The 16,655-nt window shown below is 60.7% G+C and carries 14 protein-coding genes and 1 tRNA gene; 9 read left to right on the forward strand and 6 right to left on the reverse strand.

The genetic code is table 11. The features are described from left to right. Nucleotides 1–111: 111 nt before the first annotated feature. On the forward strand, nucleotides 112–609 hold the full coding sequence (locus ATO7_RS12065; protein WP_206044914.1) for a CC0125/CC1285 family lipoprotein: 498 nt from the start codon (nucleotides 112–114) through the stop codon (nucleotides 607–609). A 46-nt stretch (nucleotides 610–655) separates the two neighbouring features. Here the strand turns inward: ATO7_RS12065 and ATO7_RS12070 are convergent. From ATO7_RS12070 to hrpA, 3 genes are all read right to left on the reverse strand, one after another. Beyond that, nucleotides 656–732, reverse strand: a tRNA-Arg gene (locus tag ATO7_RS12070). Nucleotides 733–790: 58 nt separating this feature from the next. Continuing rightward, nucleotides 791–2,245, reverse strand: a complete 1,455-nt coding sequence (locus ATO7_RS12075; protein WP_083562037.1) for a flavin-containing monooxygenase — start codon at nucleotides 2,243–2,245, stop codon at nucleotides 791–793. Nucleotides 2,246–2,305: 60 nt separating this feature from the next. Continuing rightward, nucleotides 2,306–6,079, reverse strand: coding sequence for an ATP-dependent RNA helicase HrpA (gene hrpA / locus ATO7_RS12080; protein ID WP_083562038.1), 3,774 nt, complete (start codon nucleotides 6,077–6,079; stop codon nucleotides 2,306–2,308). A gap of 51 nt (nucleotides 6,080–6,130) precedes the next feature. On the opposite strand from hrpA, the gene ATO7_RS12085 reads away from it, so the two are divergent. After that, on the forward strand, nucleotides 6,131–6,409 hold the full coding sequence (locus tag ATO7_RS12085) for a hypothetical protein (RefSeq protein WP_083562039.1): 279 nt from the start codon (nucleotides 6,131–6,133) through the stop codon (nucleotides 6,407–6,409). 218 nt (nucleotides 6,410–6,627) lie between these two features. Here ATO7_RS12085 and asd read toward each other — a convergent pair whose 3' ends face one another. Next, nucleotides 6,628–7,482 (reverse strand): archaetidylserine decarboxylase, encoded by an 855-nt coding sequence (gene asd, locus ATO7_RS12090; protein WP_083562040.1) that lies wholly within the window; start codon nucleotides 7,480–7,482, stop codon nucleotides 6,628–6,630. Then, nucleotides 7,479–8,090 carry an SCO family protein gene (locus ATO7_RS12095; RefSeq protein ID WP_158523194.1) on the reverse strand — a complete coding sequence of 204 codons (612 nt, stop codon included), beginning with the start codon at nucleotides 8,088–8,090 and terminating at the stop codon, nucleotides 7,479–7,481. The genes asd and ATO7_RS12095 overlap by 4 nt, the downstream gene beginning before the upstream one ends. An 83-nt stretch (nucleotides 8,091–8,173) precedes the next feature. On the opposite strand from ATO7_RS12095, the gene prmB reads away from it, so the two are divergent. Genes prmB through ATO7_RS12110 form a run of 3 tightly spaced genes read left to right on the forward strand, consistent with a single transcriptional unit; the run spans nucleotide 8,174 to nucleotide 11,373 of the window. Beyond that, on the forward strand, nucleotides 8,174–9,079 hold the full coding sequence (prmB, locus tag ATO7_RS12100) for a 50S ribosomal protein L3 N(5)-glutamine methyltransferase (protein ID WP_083562042.1): 906 nt from the start codon (nucleotides 8,174–8,176) through the stop codon (nucleotides 9,077–9,079). A gap of 4 nt (nucleotides 9,080–9,083) precedes the next feature. After that, nucleotides 9,084–10,181: a chorismate synthase gene (gene aroC / locus ATO7_RS12105; protein WP_083562043.1), complete on the forward strand. Its 1,098-nt coding sequence runs from the start codon at nucleotides 9,084–9,086 to the stop codon at nucleotides 10,179–10,181. A 4-nt stretch (nucleotides 10,182–10,185) separates the two neighbouring features. Beyond that, nucleotides 10,186–11,373: an MFS transporter gene (locus ATO7_RS12110; RefSeq protein ID WP_083562044.1), complete on the forward strand. Its 1,188-nt coding sequence runs from the start codon at nucleotides 10,186–10,188 to the stop codon at nucleotides 11,371–11,373. Between the two features lie 20 nt (nucleotides 11,374–11,393). Here the strand turns inward: ATO7_RS12110 and ATO7_RS12115 are convergent, their stop codons facing one another. Then, complete coding sequence (locus ATO7_RS12115) at nucleotides 11,394–12,272, reverse strand: LysR family transcriptional regulator (protein WP_083562045.1); 879 nt, start codon at nucleotides 12,270–12,272, stop codon at nucleotides 11,394–11,396. A gap of 96 nt (nucleotides 12,273–12,368) precedes the next feature. Between ATO7_RS12115 and leuC the strand changes: the two genes are divergently transcribed. Genes leuC through ATO7_RS12135 form a run of 4 tightly spaced genes read left to right on the forward strand, consistent with a single transcriptional unit; the run spans nucleotide 12,369 to nucleotide 16,571 of the window. After that, nucleotides 12,369–13,772 carry a 3-isopropylmalate dehydratase large subunit gene (gene leuC / locus ATO7_RS12120; RefSeq protein WP_083562046.1) on the forward strand — a complete coding sequence of 468 codons (1,404 nt, stop codon included), beginning with the start codon at nucleotides 12,369–12,371 and terminating at the stop codon, nucleotides 13,770–13,772. Then, nucleotides 13,772–14,407: a 3-isopropylmalate dehydratase small subunit gene (leuD, locus tag ATO7_RS12125; protein ID WP_083562047.1), complete on the forward strand. Its 636-nt coding sequence runs from the start codon at nucleotides 13,772–13,774 to the stop codon at nucleotides 14,405–14,407. Before leuC ends, leuD begins: the two co-directional genes overlap by 1 nt. Before the next feature lie 37 nt (nucleotides 14,408–14,444). Then, nucleotides 14,445–15,494, forward strand: a complete 1,050-nt coding sequence (gene leuB, locus ATO7_RS12130; protein WP_083562862.1) for a 3-isopropylmalate dehydrogenase — start codon at nucleotides 14,445–14,447, stop codon at nucleotides 15,492–15,494. A 57-nt stretch (nucleotides 15,495–15,551) separates the two neighbouring features. Next, nucleotides 15,552–16,571, forward strand: coding sequence for an aspartate-semialdehyde dehydrogenase (locus ATO7_RS12135; RefSeq protein ID WP_083562048.1), 1,020 nt, complete (start codon nucleotides 15,552–15,554; stop codon nucleotides 16,569–16,571). Nucleotides 16,572–16,655 lie beyond the last annotated feature (84 nt).

Raw genomic sequence — 16,655 nt, forward strand, 5'->3', positions numbered from 1 at the left:
ATCGCAGTGGCTGCAACGGGAAACTTTTTGTGCGTTCACCCGGTCTAGCAAATAGGGAACCTGCTGGGCCCGCAATTCGTCCATACATGCAGTAAAAACACGGGGTCCAACGTGAAAAATTCAATTCGAATATCAATGCTCATGGTGCTGGCAACGGTGCTGGCAGCTTGTGCGACAGCAACGCCTTATCAATCCATGCAGCGTGGGGAGGGCTACAGCGACCAAAAGCTGGAAAGCAACCGCTACCGCATTCGTTTTGCCGGCAACCGGCTGACCGACAAAGACACGGTCCAAAACTATTTGCTGTTTCGTGCGGCGGAAATCACGCTCGACAATAGCCACGACTATTTCGTAACGGTGAGCCTGGAGACCGATTCAGAAACCACGCAGCAACAAAGTTTCAGCTTTGGTACCGGTTTTGGACATTGGTACTGGCATCCATTCGGCGGGGTTGGGGTCACCACCACGACCGCCTCGACGGAATACGTGGCCGAAGCTCATATCATGACGTTCAAAGGCGAAAAGCCGGCCGAGAACCTCAACGCCTTTGATGCGCGTGAGGTGATCCGAAACTTGCAGACTCAGATCGTGCGGCCTGAGAAGAAGTGATGCAGGTCCAATACACGCTGACTGCGCTGCATTGACGGGAATTCGATGGCGCGCCCTGCAGGATTCGAACCTGCGACCGTCGGCTTAGAAGGCCGATGCTCTATCCAGCTGAGCTAAGGGCGCGTAAAGAGCCGCTATTGTAGAGGAGCGGCGGTGTGGAGTCCCGCTGATGTTGATCGGGTCAACGGATTTGCAGGGCCTTGCTCTTGACGCGCCCGAACTTCAGCGTGGCCGCATCGCGCAGATAGTCGTTGAGTACCGCCCAGGGCGCTTTGTTGCCCTGGCGCGGCAGGCGGTCCGCGCCACGCCGCACGTAGCCCGAGCTCAGGCTGCCCATGATGGTGTCGTCGGTGCGCTGTGCGCCATTGGCCTGAGGTGTGACGGTGCTGGCCTTGCGCTTGTCCATCAGCGCGATCAGGCGACAGTAGTGCTCGCAAACGATATCGGCTTTGAGAGTCCACGAGGCGTTGGTGTAGCCGAAAATGACCAGCATATTGGGGATGCCTTCGATCATCATGCCTTTGTAAGCCATGCGCTCGCTGATTTCGACCGGCTCGCCGTCGATGCTCATTGCGGCGCCGCCGAACAGCTGCAGGTCAAGACCGGTTGCACTCACGACCACGTCGGCGTCGAGATGATCACCGCTGTCCAGGGTGATGCCTTTGGCGTCGAATGATTTGATCGTGTCGGTCACAATCTGAGCCTGACCACGGCGCAATACCCGGAACAGATCACCGTCCGGCACCACGCACAGACGCTCGTCCCAGGGGTTGTAGGCGGGGCTGAAGTGCTTCAGATCGACCTTGTCGCCGAGCTGACGTTTGGTCAGGCGGCGTAGTAGGCGCTTGACCACGCGTGGACGTTCGCGCGAGGCCACATACAAGGCGCGCTGCATGCCGATGTTGCGCGCTCTGGTGGCCGTGTAGACCGAGCGCGCCGGCAAAAAGCGCGACAATTTCGACCACAGCGGATCAATCGCAGGCACCGAGACCACGTAGGTTGGTGAACGCTGCAGCATGGTGACCTTGGCGCCAAGTCGAGCCAGTGACGGCACCAGGGTGATGGCGGTGGCGCCGCTGCCGATCACCACAACCTTCTTGCCCGCGCAATCGAGATCTTCCGGCCAGTGCTGTGGATGCACCAGGCGTCCCTTGTAGCGTTTAAGGCCCGGGTAGTCGGGCGTGTAGCCGGCATCGTAGTTGTAGTAGCCGGTTGCGGTAATGATATGCCGCGCGGTCCACTGCTCGACCTCGTCACTGCCTTCGCGATGGGTCGTGATCGTCCACATCGACGCACTGCTGGACCATGCCGCATTCACCACTTTGCGGCCGAAGCGGATCTTCGGGATCACGTCATACTGCTGCGCGGTTTCGCTGACGTAACGCTTGATGGACGGGCCATCGGCCAGGACCTTGGGTTCGCGCCAGGGCCGAAAGTTGTAGCCAAACGTGGACATGTCCGAGTCCGAGCGGATGCCGGGGTAGCGGAACAGATCCCAGGTTCCGCCGATGGCGTCGCGACGCTCCAGGATGGCGTAACTCTTGTGCGGCAGCTTGCGGGTCAGGTGACAGGCCGCACCGATACCGGACAAGCCGGCGCCAAGGATAAGTACATCGAATTGGGGGGACTGTGTCATAAGGTTTTCCGAGCGGCCGGCCAAACGCCGCATACTAGATGAGATTGCAGGCTGGCGCCCTCACAGGCGCTCGATAAGTGGCTTGAGTTCGCGCCAGGCTTGTTCCAGGCGTTTCTCGGAAACTTTCTGACGGGTTTTCAGGGTCTGAGCGAAGACCGATACGCGGTACTCCTCGATCATCCAGCGATAGCTCACAAGGGCATCGGGAGCACGCTGCCGGCGTTGCGCACAGCGGCTGAAGGCCTCTTTGGCACGTTGCCAGTGCGGCGTGATCAGCATCTGGCGTGAGCGATCGTCGGCGGGCTGATGGCGCCAGCGTTCGGCGCGCAGGCACAGGGCCTGCAGATAACGGGACAGGTCAGCAATATCCGGGGTGCGTTCCAGCCAGCCGGGGCTGAGCAACCAGATCAGTTGCTCGTCGATGTCCTGAGCGGCCGCATCGCCCTTGGCTGGTTTTTCGCAGCTCACCCATTGGGCCCAGTTCTCAGCCACGCGGGTCATGGCCTGCCATTGACGCTGCAACTGCTCGGCCAGTGCCTGGGTCTGGCTGATGGCTTGCTCGAACTGGGCACGTGACAGGATCTGCTCGTCGAGCTGGGTGTCACGGACCACGCGGGCGGCCAGCGAGACCAGCACATCGCCATGCCGGTGCGTTGGTGCGAGCAGATCAATAAGGTGCTGTTCGGCGGCTTCGGCCTGCGGCAGGGCTGACAGGCGTAAGACGATGGTCTGCCGCTGGGGCAAGCTTTTGACGCGCTGTTGCAGGCTTTTGTGCTGGCTCAGCAGCATCAGTCGGAGCAGGCCTTCGCGATGCTGGCAGCGCGCCTCTTCGGCATCGTCGAACAGCTGCAAAGCCACGCTGTCGGTGTCATCACGCAAACGCGGAAAGGCACGCAGGCCGCCGTCAATATCGATGCTGTTCGGCAAGGTTTCGGGCAAGGGTTCAGTCCAGCGGGTTAAACCCTGAGCGCTCCAGCGGTCATCGTGATGGGCCTTGAAAGCAGTTTTGGCCTGGCTGCCCAAGGTCTCGCGCAAGGCTTGCAGGTCTCGTCCTGCGGCCAGCTGGCCACCGTTGTTGTTGCGCAGTCGGATCCGCATGTGCAGACGATCGGGCAGGGCGATTGCGCGCAGGTCATGCTCGGTCGGACTGGGCTCGCCGCAATGGCGCTGCAGCTGGCGTGCCAGTGCGGTGTAGAAGTCACCTTGTGCAAAAGTCAGGCTCGCCAGGCATTGCTCGACAGTTTGCGATGCGGGAACAAACTTTCTGCGCTGCGCTTTGGGCAGGCCTTTGATCAACTGCTCGATCTTGTCGCCCAACAAACCGGGTACCAACCAGTCAAGGCGTTGTGGGTCGAGCTGGTTGAGCTGGGCCACCGGCACATCCAGATTGACGCCATCATCTTCATTGCCGGGGGCGAACACGTACTGGATCTTGAGATGGTGTCCGTGCATCGACAAGCGGCTGGGAAAGGCCTCGCTGAGATCGTCTTGCTGTGCATTGCGTAGATCGGCCTCGCTCATGCGCAAGCGCTGATCCAGAGCATCATCAAGCTGTCTGATCAGATCCTGGCGGTTGACTACCTCGCTGGGTAGACGCGCGTCGTACCAGGCCATGATCTCATCGTCGGCACGCACAATGCCCCGCCGGCGCAACTTGTTTTCTTCGGATTGCAGGCGTTTGGCCAGGCTCTGATTGGCCTTGAGGAAAGCGGGCGCATCGCGCCGGCCCCACTGGCCCTCGATCAGGGCGTGAAGAATAAACAGCTGGCGCGCATGCGCGCGGTCATGGCTGGCGTAGGCCACCCGACGGTCGGCGGTGAGTATCAGGCCGAACAGGCTGACCTGCTCACGCGCCATCACTTCACCGCGCTGTTTGTCCCATTGCGGCTCCAGAGCCTGTTTCTGAATCAGGTGAGCGGCGGCTTTTTCGATCCACTCGGGTTGCACCTGTGCCACGGTTCGGGCGTACACCCGCCGGGTGCTGACAATCTCGGCGGCAGCCATCCAGTTGGGACGTCGTTTGCCCAGTACGGATTCCGGGTGAATGCGCCAACGCGCACCACGCGGCCCGCGAAAATCACCGTTTTCATCATGCTGGCCAATGTGATCTAACAGGCCGCACAGCAGTGATTGATGAATACGTGATGGGTCAGCGCTTTGCTGTGTGGCTGCCTGGGGATTGTCCTTGCCGGTGTTGCTGCGGCTGAGGTCATTGCCGATCTGGCGCACCAGATCTCGCCATTCCTGCATCCGCCGGGTGTGCAGGTAGTGGCTTTTGCACCAGCGCTTGAATTCGGCGTTGCTCATGTCCTTGCGCGCCTGCTCGGCGCAATGCCACAGGTTGAGCAAGGTCAGAAAATCGGATGATTTGTCGACAAATTCGCGTTGCGCCTGATCTGAACGTTCCCGTTTTTCGGGGTCACGTTCGCGCGGATCCTGCATCGAAAGGGCGGCGACGATGGGCAGCACGTCGGCCACGCAGTGGTTGCGTTCGGCCTCGAGCAGAATGCGCCCCAGACGCGGATCGACCGGCAGCCGTGCGATACGTCGCCCGCTGCGGGTCAGTCGGCCATCACTGCGCAGTGCCTGAAGTTGATCGAGCAGTCGGCGGGCATCATTCAGGTAGCGCTGGTGCGGTGGATCAATGAACGGAAAGTCGGCTGGGTCACCCAGACCCAGATCGGCCATTTGCAACAGCACCGAGGCCAGGTTGGTGCGCAGAATTTCTGCCTCGGTATAGCGAGGCCTGGCTTCGAACTCGTCGGCATCGTACAGGCGCACGCAAACCCCGGGGGCGGTGCGTCCGCAGCGTCCTTTGCGCTGATCGGCGTTGGCTTGGGCGATCGCTTCGATCTGCAGATTCTGGATTTTGCTGCGTGGGTTATAGCGCGAGATGCGGGCCAGACCGGTATCGATGACATGACGGATGCCGGGCACTGTCAATGAGGTCTCCGCCACATTGGTGGCCAGCACCACGCGGCGCTGTTTGCCGGGGTGGAATATCTTCTGCTGGCCGGCGCTGCCCTGACGCGCGAACAGCGGCAGGATCTGCTTGTCCGGCCATTTGGCAAGACGGGGATGTCGCTCCAGATGGGTCGCGGTGTCGCGGATTTCGCGCTCGCCCGGCAGAAACACCAAAATATCCCCGCCGTCGCCGCGCCACAGGCTGGACACTTGCTGGGCGATGGCTTCGGTCAGGTCTTCGTCATCCGGTGGCGCATAGCGCAGCTCGATCGGATGGCTTTTGCCCGGCACCTCGATCACCGGCGCGTTGTCGAAATGGCGGGAAAACTTCTCCGCATCCAGCGTGGCCGAGGTGATGATGATCTTGAGATCGGGGCGCTGCGCTGCGAGCTGTCTCAGATAGCCGAGCAAAAAATCGATGTTCAGGCTGCGTTCATGCGCTTCGTCGATGATGATGGTGTCATAGCGGCTCAAGCGCCGGTCATGGCGCAGTTCGTTGAGCAGCACCCCGTCGGTGAGCAGCTTGACCCGGGTTTGCGCGCTGGTGACATTCTTGAAACGCACCTGCCAGCCCACGGTCTGGCCGACCTCTTCGCCGATTTCCTCGGCCACGCGTTCAGCCAGGGCCCTGGCGGCCAGACGGCGTGGCTGGGTGTGCGCAATCTGGCCAGCACAGCCGCGGCCGACTTCCAGGCAGAACTTGGGCAACTGGGTGGATTTGCCCGACCCGGTGGCGCCGCACACGATGATCACCTGATGGGCCTTAAGCGCCGCGAGGATCTCCTTGCGTGCCTGACTGACGGGCAGCGCCTCGGGGTAGCTCCAGGTTACCGGAACTGGGTTAGGATCGGGGTTTGAGGCGGATGACATCTGCTGCAAAGTTTGGACAGTTCGTTAATCAATCACAGGGAGACACGCCACATGGCGAACAACAAGAATTTCTGGCTCACACTGAACGTATTTCTGGGGCTGTGGTACGTCGCGGTCTTCGCGTACGTGCTGTTCATGGGTGGGGCCTGGAACGAGTGGGTGCCGATGGTGACGCTGGTTATTCTCGCCGCTCATGTGCTCGAGATTCCACTGGCCATGAAGATGTTGGCGTCGCGTAATCCGGCCCTGGGGCGTCTGATCGTGATGACCACCTTGTTCGGCCTGACCTGGTGGATTCCGGCCAGCAAAGGCATTTACCCCGCGCGTTAGGCGGGCGGGCGAGCGATACTTAATTTTTACGATCGACCGGTAATAAACGGTTGTGTATCTTGCGTTGCATCGTCAGCGCTCGCTCGCTGACGTCTCATAACCGATGCCATCGCTGTCTTTTAGATGGTGAGTTTTGCCCTCCGCTATTGATCCAACCGGTTATGAGCTTGACGGGGTGCCGATTGGGGCGTCCCGTTTTTTTTGCCCGGCTTTTGTGATCAGCTGCGTGGTGCACCCAGCGCCTGTCCCATGCGCACCACCGTGCCCGGTGCCAGGTCATCGGCCCACGCCATACTGTTTTGCGGGAACAGCAGGATCACCGTCGAGCCCATATTGAAACGCCCCAGTTCTTCGCCGCGTTGCAGCCGAGGTGTGCGTTCGCGGTAATCAAAGTCGCGGATGTTGCGGCTGTGCGGTGGGGAGATTTTGCCCTCCATCACCGTTTCCATACTGCCCACGAACAGCGCTCCGACCATGACTAGGACAAATGGCCCCAGCGCGGAGTCGAAATGCAGCACCAAACGCTCATTGCGTGCAAACAGGGCGTCGATGGCCTGGGCTGTTGACGGGCGCACGCTGAACAGGCGGCCGGGCACGAAGCGCGCGTGTGTCAGGCGCGCATCCAGCGGCATGTGGATGCGGTGATAATTGTTCGGTGCCAGGTAAATGGTTGCGAACTGGCCGTTGTCATAGGTTTTAGCGGCCGCCGCGTCGGCCAGCAGTGCCGCACTGGTGTAGGAGCGTCCCTTGGCCTGGAAGATCGTGCTGTTTTCGATCGCGCCGAGCTGACTGATGCGCCCGTCGACCGGGCACAGTAGGGCAGGTTCGGGCGCCAGTGGGCGCGCGTCCGCTTTCAACTCACGAGTGAAGAACGCATTGAAGCTGCGGTAGGCATGCGGGTCTTCCTGGCGCGCCTCGGACATGTCAATGTCGAAATGCTTAAGCAGGAAATCGATACTGGCGTTCTTGATCGCCGGGGTTTCGATCTGGGTCAGACGGTGAACCAGACTGGACAGCGGGCGCGTGGGCAATATGGCCTGGCTGGCGTGTTCGATGAGTCCAGACAGGCTCATGAGTTGATCAGCACATTCAGTGTGTTTTGCAGTTCACCCAGTTTGTGGGGTGCTGAAAAATACGCCTTGATACGCGATTGCGGGTCCAGCAGGACCAGTGCCGTGGCGTGATCCATGGTGTAGCTGTCGCCCTGATCCACCTTGATAAAGGCAATGCCCACGGCGTCGGCAAAATCGGTGACGGCGCTGGTACTGCCGGTTACGCCGATAAAGGCCGGGTCGAAGTGCGCCAGATACGGTGTCATGACCTCGGGTGTATCGCGTTCAGGGTCAATGCTGACGAAAACAAAATCGAGTTTGCTGCGCAGCTCGGCCGGCAGGTCCTTGCGCAGCTGACGCATCAGAGCCAGCGTGCTGGGGCAGATGTCGGGGCAATGTGTAAAGCCGAAAAATAACAGTTGATGACGGCCCATCGCTGTGTCTTTGTTATACGGCGTGCCGTGCTGGGTGGTCAGCTCAAAATCGGGCAGGCTGCGGGCGGGATCTAAAATCAAGCCGCTGAGCGCCGGGTCACTGTCCTGCTGCATCAGGTGGCTCATGCCGATGCCGGCGAGCAGGGCGGCGATCAGGCCGGTGACAAGTAACGCGTTAAGGTGCGGTCTGCGCATGAATTCGGGCATTCAGGTGGACAAAAGGACCGGATTATTATCACATACGCGCCCCGAATGAACTTGTTCACCAACTGACCCGCATGGCCGAACTGCACGAATTGTCGCAATTGTTGATCACCCCGCGTGATCTGATTCGCTGGGCCGCCAGTCAGTTTGAAGAGCAGGGATTGTGCTACGGCCACGGAACAGACAACGCGCTCGATGAAGCGGCCTCACTGGTGTTGCAATGCCTCAAATTGCCGCACGACCTGCCAGCCGCCTATTTTGATGCCGTGCTGACGCCTGAAGAGCGCGTGCGTGTGCTGCGCTGGATTGCCCAGCGCCGCGATGAGCGTCTGCCGCTGCCCTATATCACCGGCCAGGCCTGGTTTGCAGGCATGCGCTTTATTGCGGACGCACGTGCCTTGGTGCCGCGCTCTCCCATTGCCGAGCTGATCGCCGAGGGTTTTGCGCCGTGGCTGGGGCAGACACCCGAGCGGATTCTGGATCTGTGCACTGGAGGCGGCAGTATCGCCATCGGTTGCGCCCATGTTTTCCCGCACACGCCGGTGGATGCCAGCGATCTTTCGCAGGATGCATTGGCCCAGGCGGCGGAAAACGTGGCGCTGCATCATCTGCAAGACCAGGTCGAGTTGCTCAGCGGCGATCTGTTTGCGCCGTGCGCAGGGCGCCAATACGATCTGATCGTAAGCAATCCGCCTTATGTCAGTGCTGGTGAATATGCGGCGTTGCCGCCGGAGTTTGCGCACGAGCCACGTGGTGCGTTGGAAGCACCGGAGCAGGGGCTGGCATTGGTGCTGCGCATGCTCAACGAAGCACCGACTTATCTGAAGCCCGGTGGTGTGCTGATCTGTGAGGTTGGGGCCACGGCGTCAGCCTTGCTCGATGCACGGCCACAACTGGAGCTGAGCTGGCCTGAATTTGAACACGGTGGCGACGGGGTTTTCGTCGTCACGCGCGAGCAATTGCTCGCCGCGGGAGTCTGACGCGATGTCTGGAAATACGTTTGGAAAATCCTTCTGTGTCACCAGCTTTGGTGAATCACACGGACCGGCCATCGGCTGCGTGGTCGATGGCTGCCCGCCTGGGCTGGCCATCAGCGAGGCTGACATCCAGCGCGATCTGGATCGACGCAAGCCGGGGCAGTCCAAATATGTCACCCAGCGCAAAGAGCCGGATGAAGTCCGCATTCTGTCGGGCGTACATGACGGCGTCACCACCGGCACACCGATTGCCTTGGTGATCGAAAACACCGATCAGCGCTCGCGCGATTACGCCAAGATCGAGGACGTTTTTCGGCCCAATCATGCCGACTACGCCTACATGCAGAAGTATGGCCGCCGCGATCACCGTGGTGGTGGGCGCTCCTCGGCACGTGAGACGGCGGTGCGGGTGGCTGCCGGTGCGCTGGCGCGCAAGTTCCTCAGCGAACGCTTTGGTATCGAGGTTCGCGGTTGCCTGTCGCGTATCGGCCCTTACAGTTTCGAGGCGCGTGACTGGTCTGCAGTGAACCAGAATCCGTTTTTCTGCCCGCAGCCGGAGCAGGTGCCGGAACTGGAAAACTACATCAACAAGATTCGCAAGCTGGGCGACTCGATTGGCGCGGAAATCTATGTCGAGGCGGTGGGTGTGCCGGCCGGCTGGGGTGAGCCCGTGTTTGATCGCCTGGATGCTGACCTGGCCCATGCCCTGATGAGCATCAATGCGGTCAAGGCAGTGGCGATTGGTGATGGCTTTGATGTGGTCAATCAACTCGGTTCGCAGCACCGCGATGAAATGAGCCCGCAGGGTTTCCTCAGCAACCATTCCGGCGGTGTCGCCGGGGGCATCAGCACGGGGCAGAGCGTGACCGCGCGCATGGCCTTGAAGCCCACCTCAAGCATCATCGTGCCGGGGCAGACCATCAACGCACAGGGCGAAAGTGCCCAGGTCAGAACCACGGGGCGGCATGACCCTTGTGTTGGCATTCGGGCAACCCCCATTGCGGAAGCCATGCTCGCGCTGGTGCTGATTGATCATTGCCTGCGCAACCGCGCACAAAACGCGGACGTTTCGCCCACGCCTGGCCCGATTCCAGGCCAGCTTTGAGGTGATGCTCGCTGCAGCCACGCTGCATGCGCGGCTGTCGGCCTACTACGCCGGCTTCTATGCGGTTCTGGGCGCGCTGCTGCCGTATTTTGGTTTATGGCTGGCCGCGCGTGATCTCAGTCCGACCCAGATCGGACTGATTTTCAGTGTGCATGGCGCCACCCGTGTGGCCCTGCCACTGGCCTGGGGCTGGGTGGCCGATCGCTCCGGACGGCGCATGTGGTTGATTCGTCTGGCCAGCCTGATGGCTTTGCTGGGCTTTGTCATCCTGCCGTTTGCCCAGAGTTACACGGCGATATTGCTCGCAGTGGTGGTGTTTTCAGTGTTCTGGAACGCCACCATGCCGCAGTTCGAGGCGGTCACGCTGGGGCATTTGCGGGTCACCGGCGGGGACTACAGCCGAGTGCGCCTGTGGGGCAGTGTCGGGTTTGTGGTCGCGGTTGTTGGTCTGGGCTACTTGTTCGATGTGGTCAGCATCAACTATCTGCCCTGGATCATGCTCGCGTTTCTGGCCTGGATGGTGATCTCGGCCAGCCTGATTCCCGACAGCCAGATGCTCGCGGCACACGATGAACAATCCAGCGCCACGATCTGGGATGTGCTGCGTCAGCCGGTGGTGATGGCCTTGCTGCTTGTGGTGTTCTGCTCTCAGCTCAGCTTTGCGCCGTATTACAGCTTTTTTTCGCTGTATCTGGAGCGCCAGGCCTATCCGCCAGGCCAGATCGGCTTGCTGTGGGCCTTTGGTGTGGTGCTGGAAATCTGGGTGTTCGTGTATACCGGACGGCTGATTGTGCGCTACGGCGTGCACGCGATGATGGTTCTGGCGCTGGCCTCCACCGCATTGCGCTGGACTTTGCTGCCGCCATTTGTCGATAACGTGCCGGTATTGCTGCTGTTGCAGGCGTTGCACATGTCCAGCTTTGGGATTTTTCACGCCTGTGGGATCTATTACATCGGATCGCTGTTTCCAGCTCATTTGCAGGGGCGCGGTCAGGCCCTGTATGTGACCTGCGGATTCGGCGCCGGAGGTTCGCTGGGCGCCTGGCTGTCTGGCTGGATCTGGGAGAATCAGTCACCTGATGCCATGTATTACATGGCCGGTGGTGTTGCCGCCGCTGGCGCCGTTGTGGCTTGGCGTTTCCTATTCAATCCCGATGTTGGCGGTCAGGCGCGCGTGTCAGCGGCGCGCTGACGCGCTCTTGTTCGCACCCCCTATTGGTCCTGGGCGCAGGTCGAGGCGGTGCGCATGAAGGCGCTGGCGGCGGCGGAGGTCGCCCGATCGCGATGACGCACACTGCCCAGCTCACGCTGCATAGCCAGGCCCGGCACCCTCAATGCGACGATGTCCTTGTCGATCATGGCGCGCGGCAGAACGCTCCAGCCCAGGCCGATGTTGACCAGCATCTTGATGGTTTCCAGGTAATTGGTGGCCAGGCGCACGTGCAGCTGGGTGTTCACCCGCTGCAATGCATCCTGGATGATGCGGTGGGTGTAGGTCTGGGCATCCGGCAACACCGCCGGATAACTCGCCAGCGTGGTCAGCTTCACTTCGCTACGTCCGGCCAGCGGGTGAGCCGGGCCAACAATCACATCCAGCGGGTCGGGCCACAGCAACTGCGTGGTCAGGCGTGGGTCAGGATCCGGTGGCAGGGTGACCACAGCCATTTCCAGCGCACCGTCCAGCACCCCTTCGCAGGCCTGCTCGGAATCCATGAAATGGATGTCCAGGTCAACATCGGCGAACTGCTGGGTGAACTGGCGCAGAACCGGCGGCAGGCGGTGCAAGCCGATGTGGTGGCTGGTGCCGATCGACAGCCGTCCGCTGACATTGTTGTGCAGGCGAGACAGACTGCGGGTGGCATCATCCAGGGTCATCAAGACCTGCTGGGCGTGCGGCAGCAGGTTGTGGCCAGCCTCGGTCAGCATGACCCTGCGGCCAACCCGGTCAAGCAGTTTGTGCCCGACCTGCTGCTCCAGCGCCGCGATGCGCTTGCTCACTGCCGGCTGTGAAATATGCAGACGTTCTGCGCTGGCGGAAAACGAGCCGGTGTGGGCGATGTCGACGAAAGTTTTTAGGGCCAGGGTGTCCATAGCATTCCATATGGTTATTCAATGAATAATAACGATTCATTGGAGTTATGGTGAGGGGGCTCTTAAAATGCGCGCCTGAACACGAAGGAGCGGGTTATGGCGCCACGTACGCTGTATCAAAAAATCTGGGACAGTCATCTGGTTGAGACCGATGACGCTGGCACCGGGCTGATCTACATCGATCGCCATCTGGTGCATGAGGTGACCTCGCCGCAGGCTTTTGAAGGCTTGCGCCTGGCCGGTCGGCAGCCCTGGCGTGTTGACGCCAATCTGGCTGTGCCGGATCACAATGTGCCGACGACCAATCGCGCCGCTGGTATCAGCGATCCGATTTCCCGCGCTCAGATTGAGGCCTTGCAGAGCAACACCCGCGAGTTCGGCATCACTTTGTTCGACATGGATGATGTGCGTCAGGGCATCGTCCACGTGATCGGTCCGGAGCAGGGCGCGACCTTGCCTGGGATGACCGTGGTCTGCGGCGATTCGCACACCTCCACCCACGGCGCCTTCGGCGCGCTGGCTTTCGGCATTGGCACCTCGGAGGTGGAGCACACGCTGGCCACGCAGTGTCTGTGGCAGAAGCCTTCCAAGACCATGCGGGTCACGGTGGATGGTTCGGTGGCGCCGGGTATCACCGCCAAGGACATTGCGCTGGCCATTATCGGCCGTATTGGCACCGCCGGCGGCACCGGTTATGTCATCGAATACGCTGGCGAGGCGATTCGCAACCTGTCGATGGAAGGGCGCATGAGCCTGTGCAACATGACCATCGAAGCGGGGGCGCGGGCCGGCATGGTGGCGGTGGATCAAACCACCATCGACTACATCAAGGGTCGGCCCTATGCGCCGAGCGAGGCGCAGTGGGCGCAGGCCGTGGCCTGCTGGTCCGAGTTGCATTCGGATGAAGGCGCTCAGTTCGATGCTGAGGTCGTGATCGACGGTGCAGACATCCAGCCCCAGGTGACCTGGGGCACGTCACCGGAGATGGTGATTGCGGTGGATCAGAGCATCCCTGATCCGGCTGGCCAAGACGATGAGGTGCGGGCGGCGGGCATGCGTCGCGCACTGGAGTACATGGGCCTGGACGCCGGCACCCCGATCAGTGCGGTGAACGTGGACAAGGTGTTCATCGGATCGTGCACCAACTCGCGCATCGAAGACTTGCGTGACGCTGCGCGCATCGCGCAGGGGCGCAAAGTGGCCAGCAACATTTCTGTGGCCATGGTTGTGCCCGGTTCGGGGCTGGTCAAACAGCAGGCTGAAGAGGAGGGGCTGGATCAGATTTTCCTGGATGCAGGCTTTGAATGGCGTGAGCCAGGATGCTCGATGTGCCTGGCCATGAATGCGGACCGGCTGGAGCCGGGTGAGCGTTGCGCCTCCACCTCCAATCGTAATTTTGAAGGCCGACAAGGGCAGGGTGGGCGCACCCATCTGGTCAGTCCGGCCATGGCTGCCGCCGCTGCGGTGTTTGGCCATTTCACCGATATTCGGGGGTTGTAATGCAAGCATTTACTCAACACACCGGCACGGTTCTGCCGATGGACCGGTCCAATGTGGACACCGACGCCATCATCCCCAAGCAGTATCTGAAATCGATCCGGCGCAGCGGCTTTGGCCCGTTCCTGTTCGATGACTGGCGTTACCTGGATGCAGGCGATCTGGACACGCCGGTTGAATCGCGTCGATTGAACCCCGAGTTCGAGCTCAACGATGCGCGCTATGCCGGCGCCAGCGTGCTGCTGGCACGCAAGAACTTCGGCTGTGGTTCATCGCGTGAGCACGCGGTGTGGGCGCTGGAAAACTACGGTATTCGCTGCGTGATGGCCCCGAGCTTTGCCGATATTTTCTTCAATAACTGCTTCAAGAATGGCGTTTTACCTATTGTTCTTGAAGAGAAAGTTATCGACGCCTTGTTTGAAGAGGTGCGCGACGGCGCGCAGCTGACCATTGATCTTCCGGCTCAGACCATCAATACGCCGTCAGGGCAGAACATCGCGTTCGATATCGACGCCGGGCGCAAGGCGCGCCTGGTCCAGGGGCTGGATGACATCGGGCTGACGCTGGAACGGGCTGACGTTATCCGTGCTTTCGAGAACAAACATCGCCAGTCGCAACCGTGGCTGTTCGCAGAGTAATCACAAGGACATATTCATGACATTCAAAATCACCCTGATGGGCGGCGATGGTATTGGTCCCGAGGTTGTGGCCCAGGCGGTGAAAGTGCTGGACGTGCTGCGCACACGCCACGGCCTGGAGGTGGAGACCCAGGACGCACTGGTCGGCGGTGCCGCCTATGACGCCTACGGCGATCCGTATCCGGCCCAGACTCAGGCCCTGGCCCGCGATTGTGATGCGATCCTGTTCGGAGCCATTGGCGGGCCGCAGTACGACGATCTGCCGCGCGACAAGCGCCCGGAGTCCGGGCTGCTGGCGATGCGTGCCGATCTTGGCCTGTACGCCAATCTGCGCCCGGCGATCCTGTTCGAAGAGCTGGCCTCGGCCTCGTCGCTCAAGCCGGACATCGTGGCCGGCCTGGACATTCTGATCGTGCGCGAGCTGACCGGCGGGATCTATTTCGGCAAGCCGCGCGGCATCGAGGAGCGCAATGGCATCAAGACCGGTTTCAATACGCTGGTCTACGGCGAAGACGAAATCCGGCGTATTGCCAAGACCGCCTTCGAAGCGGCGCAGCGGCGCAATGGTCGGCTGTGCTCGGTCGACAAGGCCAATGTGCTGGATGTGTCGCAACTGTGGCGCGACACGGTCAATGCCATGGCGGCCGATTATCCGGACGTCGAGGTCAGTCATATGTACGTGGACAATGCCTCGATGCAGCTGGTCCGTGACCCCAAGCAGTTTGATGTGATCGTGACCGGCAACCTGTTCGGCGACATTCTGTCCGATCTGGCGGCAATGCTGACCGGGTCCATTGGCATGTTGCCGTCGGCATCGCTGGGTGAAGGTGGCCACGGCATGTACGAACCGGTGCACGGCAGTGCGCCGGATATTGCCGGTCAGGACAAGGCCAATCCGCTGGCCACCATCCTGTCGTTGGCCATGCTGCTGCGCCACAGCCTCAATCGGGGTGATCTGGCGGAATTGGTCGAATCGGCTGTTGCCAAGGTGCTGGCCCAGGGCCTGCGCACCGGCGATATCGCAGCCGGCGGCGATGTGGTCGGCACCGCAGCCATGGGCGATGCGGTTGCCGCGGCGATCGCCTGAAGCAGACCCTCTCAAATTCATGCAGAACGGGTTGTAAAACACCCAAAGGATTCTGAAATGCAGAAATATGACGTTGCCGTACTGGGCGCCACCGGCGCTGTTGGCAAAACCATGCTTGAAGTGCTCGCTCAGCGCGAGTTTCCGATCAACAACATCTATGCGCTGTCGAGCGAACGTTCGGCTGGCACCACGGTCGAGTTCGGCCGGCGTGAACTCATCGCCCAGAATGTGGACGACTTTGACTGGTCTCAGGTTCAGATTGGCCTGTTTTCGGCCGGTGGATCGGTGTCTGAGAAATGGGCGCCGGTCGCCGCCGAGCACGGCGTGGTGGTCATCGACAACACCTCGCAGTTCCGTTATGACGACGAGATTCCGCTGGTGGTGCCGGAGGTCAATGCAGACGCGCTGTATGGCTTCCGTAAGCGCAATATCATCGCCAACCCGAACTGCTCGACCATTCAGATGCTGGTCGCATTGAAGCCGATCTACGATGCCGTGGGCATCGAGCGGATCAACGTTGCGACCTACCAGGCTGTATCCGGCTCGGGTGCGCAGGCCATGGAAGAGCTGGCCAAGCAAACCGCCGCACTGCTGAATTTCAAAGAGGCCAAGGCCGAGGTCTATCCGAAGCAGATCGCATTCAATGTGCTGCCGCATATCGATGTGTTCCAGGACAACGGCTACACCAAGGAAGAGATGAAGATGGTGTGGGAAACCCGCAAGATCTTCGGCGACGCCAACATTCAGGTGAACCCGACCGCGGTCCGCGTGCCGGTGTTCTACGGCCATTCCGAGGCCATCCATATCGAGACACGTGAAAAAATCAGCGCAGAGCAGGCCCGTGAATTGTTGGCCAAGGCGCCGGGTGTGGTGGTGATGGATGAGCGGGCCAATGGCGGCTATCCCACGGCGGTCACCGACGCGGCGGGTAAAGACGACGTGTTTGTGGGACGAATTCGTGAAGACATTTCCCACCCGCGCGGCCTCAATCTCTGGGTGGTCTCTGACAATGTGCGTAAAGGCGCTGCCACAAACAGTGTGCAGATCGCTGAAACCTTGGTTCGCGAGCATTTCTAAGGTATAAAAAGCCCTTGAATTAACGGCAGTTTGCGGGGGCAGTGTGCGCACTAATCGATTCGTCCAGTCGGGCGCAGAGGAGCA

The organism is Oceanococcus atlanticus (assembly GCF_002088235.1).
GTDB lineage: Bacteria > Pseudomonadota > Gammaproteobacteria > Nevskiales > Oceanococcaceae > Oceanococcus > Oceanococcus atlanticus.

Coding starts and splice junctions, on each gene's coding strand:
- ATO7_RS12115 (WP_083562045.1), bottom strand. CDS start 12,272: ATGGACACCCTGGCCCTAAAAACTTTCGTCGACATCGCCCACACCGGC.
- leuD (WP_083562047.1), top strand. CDS start 13,772: ATGCAAGCATTTACTCAACACACCGGCACGGTTCTGCCGATGGACCGG.
- ATO7_RS12135 (WP_083562048.1), top strand. CDS start 15,552: ATGCAGAAATATGACGTTGCCGTACTGGGCGCCACCGGCGCTGTTGGC.
- ATO7_RS12110 (WP_083562044.1), top strand. CDS start 10,186: ATGCTCGCTGCAGCCACGCTGCATGCGCGGCTGTCGGCCTACTACGCC.
- leuB (WP_083562862.1), top strand. CDS start 14,445: ATGGGCGGCGATGGTATTGGTCCCGAGGTTGTGGCCCAGGCGGTGAAA.
- hrpA (WP_083562038.1), bottom strand. CDS start 6,079: ATGTCATCCGCCTCAAACCCCGATCCTAACCCAGTTCCGGTAACCTGG.
- prmB (WP_083562042.1), top strand. CDS start 8,174: ATGGCCGAACTGCACGAATTGTCGCAATTGTTGATCACCCCGCGTGAT.
- leuC (WP_083562046.1), top strand. CDS start 12,369: ATGGCGCCACGTACGCTGTATCAAAAAATCTGGGACAGTCATCTGGTT.
- aroC (WP_083562043.1), top strand. CDS start 9,084: ATGTCTGGAAATACGTTTGGAAAATCCTTCTGTGTCACCAGCTTTGGT.
- ATO7_RS12095 (WP_158523194.1), bottom strand. CDS start 8,090: ATGCGCAGACCGCACCTTAACGCGTTACTTGTCACCGGCCTGATCGCC.
- ATO7_RS12075 (WP_083562037.1), bottom strand. CDS start 2,245: ATGACACAGTCCCCCCAATTCGATGTACTTATCCTTGGCGCCGGCTTG.
- ATO7_RS12085 (WP_083562039.1), top strand. CDS start 6,131: ATGGCGAACAACAAGAATTTCTGGCTCACACTGAACGTATTTCTGGGG.
- asd (WP_083562040.1), bottom strand. CDS start 7,482: ATGAGCCTGTCTGGACTCATCGAACACGCCAGCCAGGCCATATTGCCC.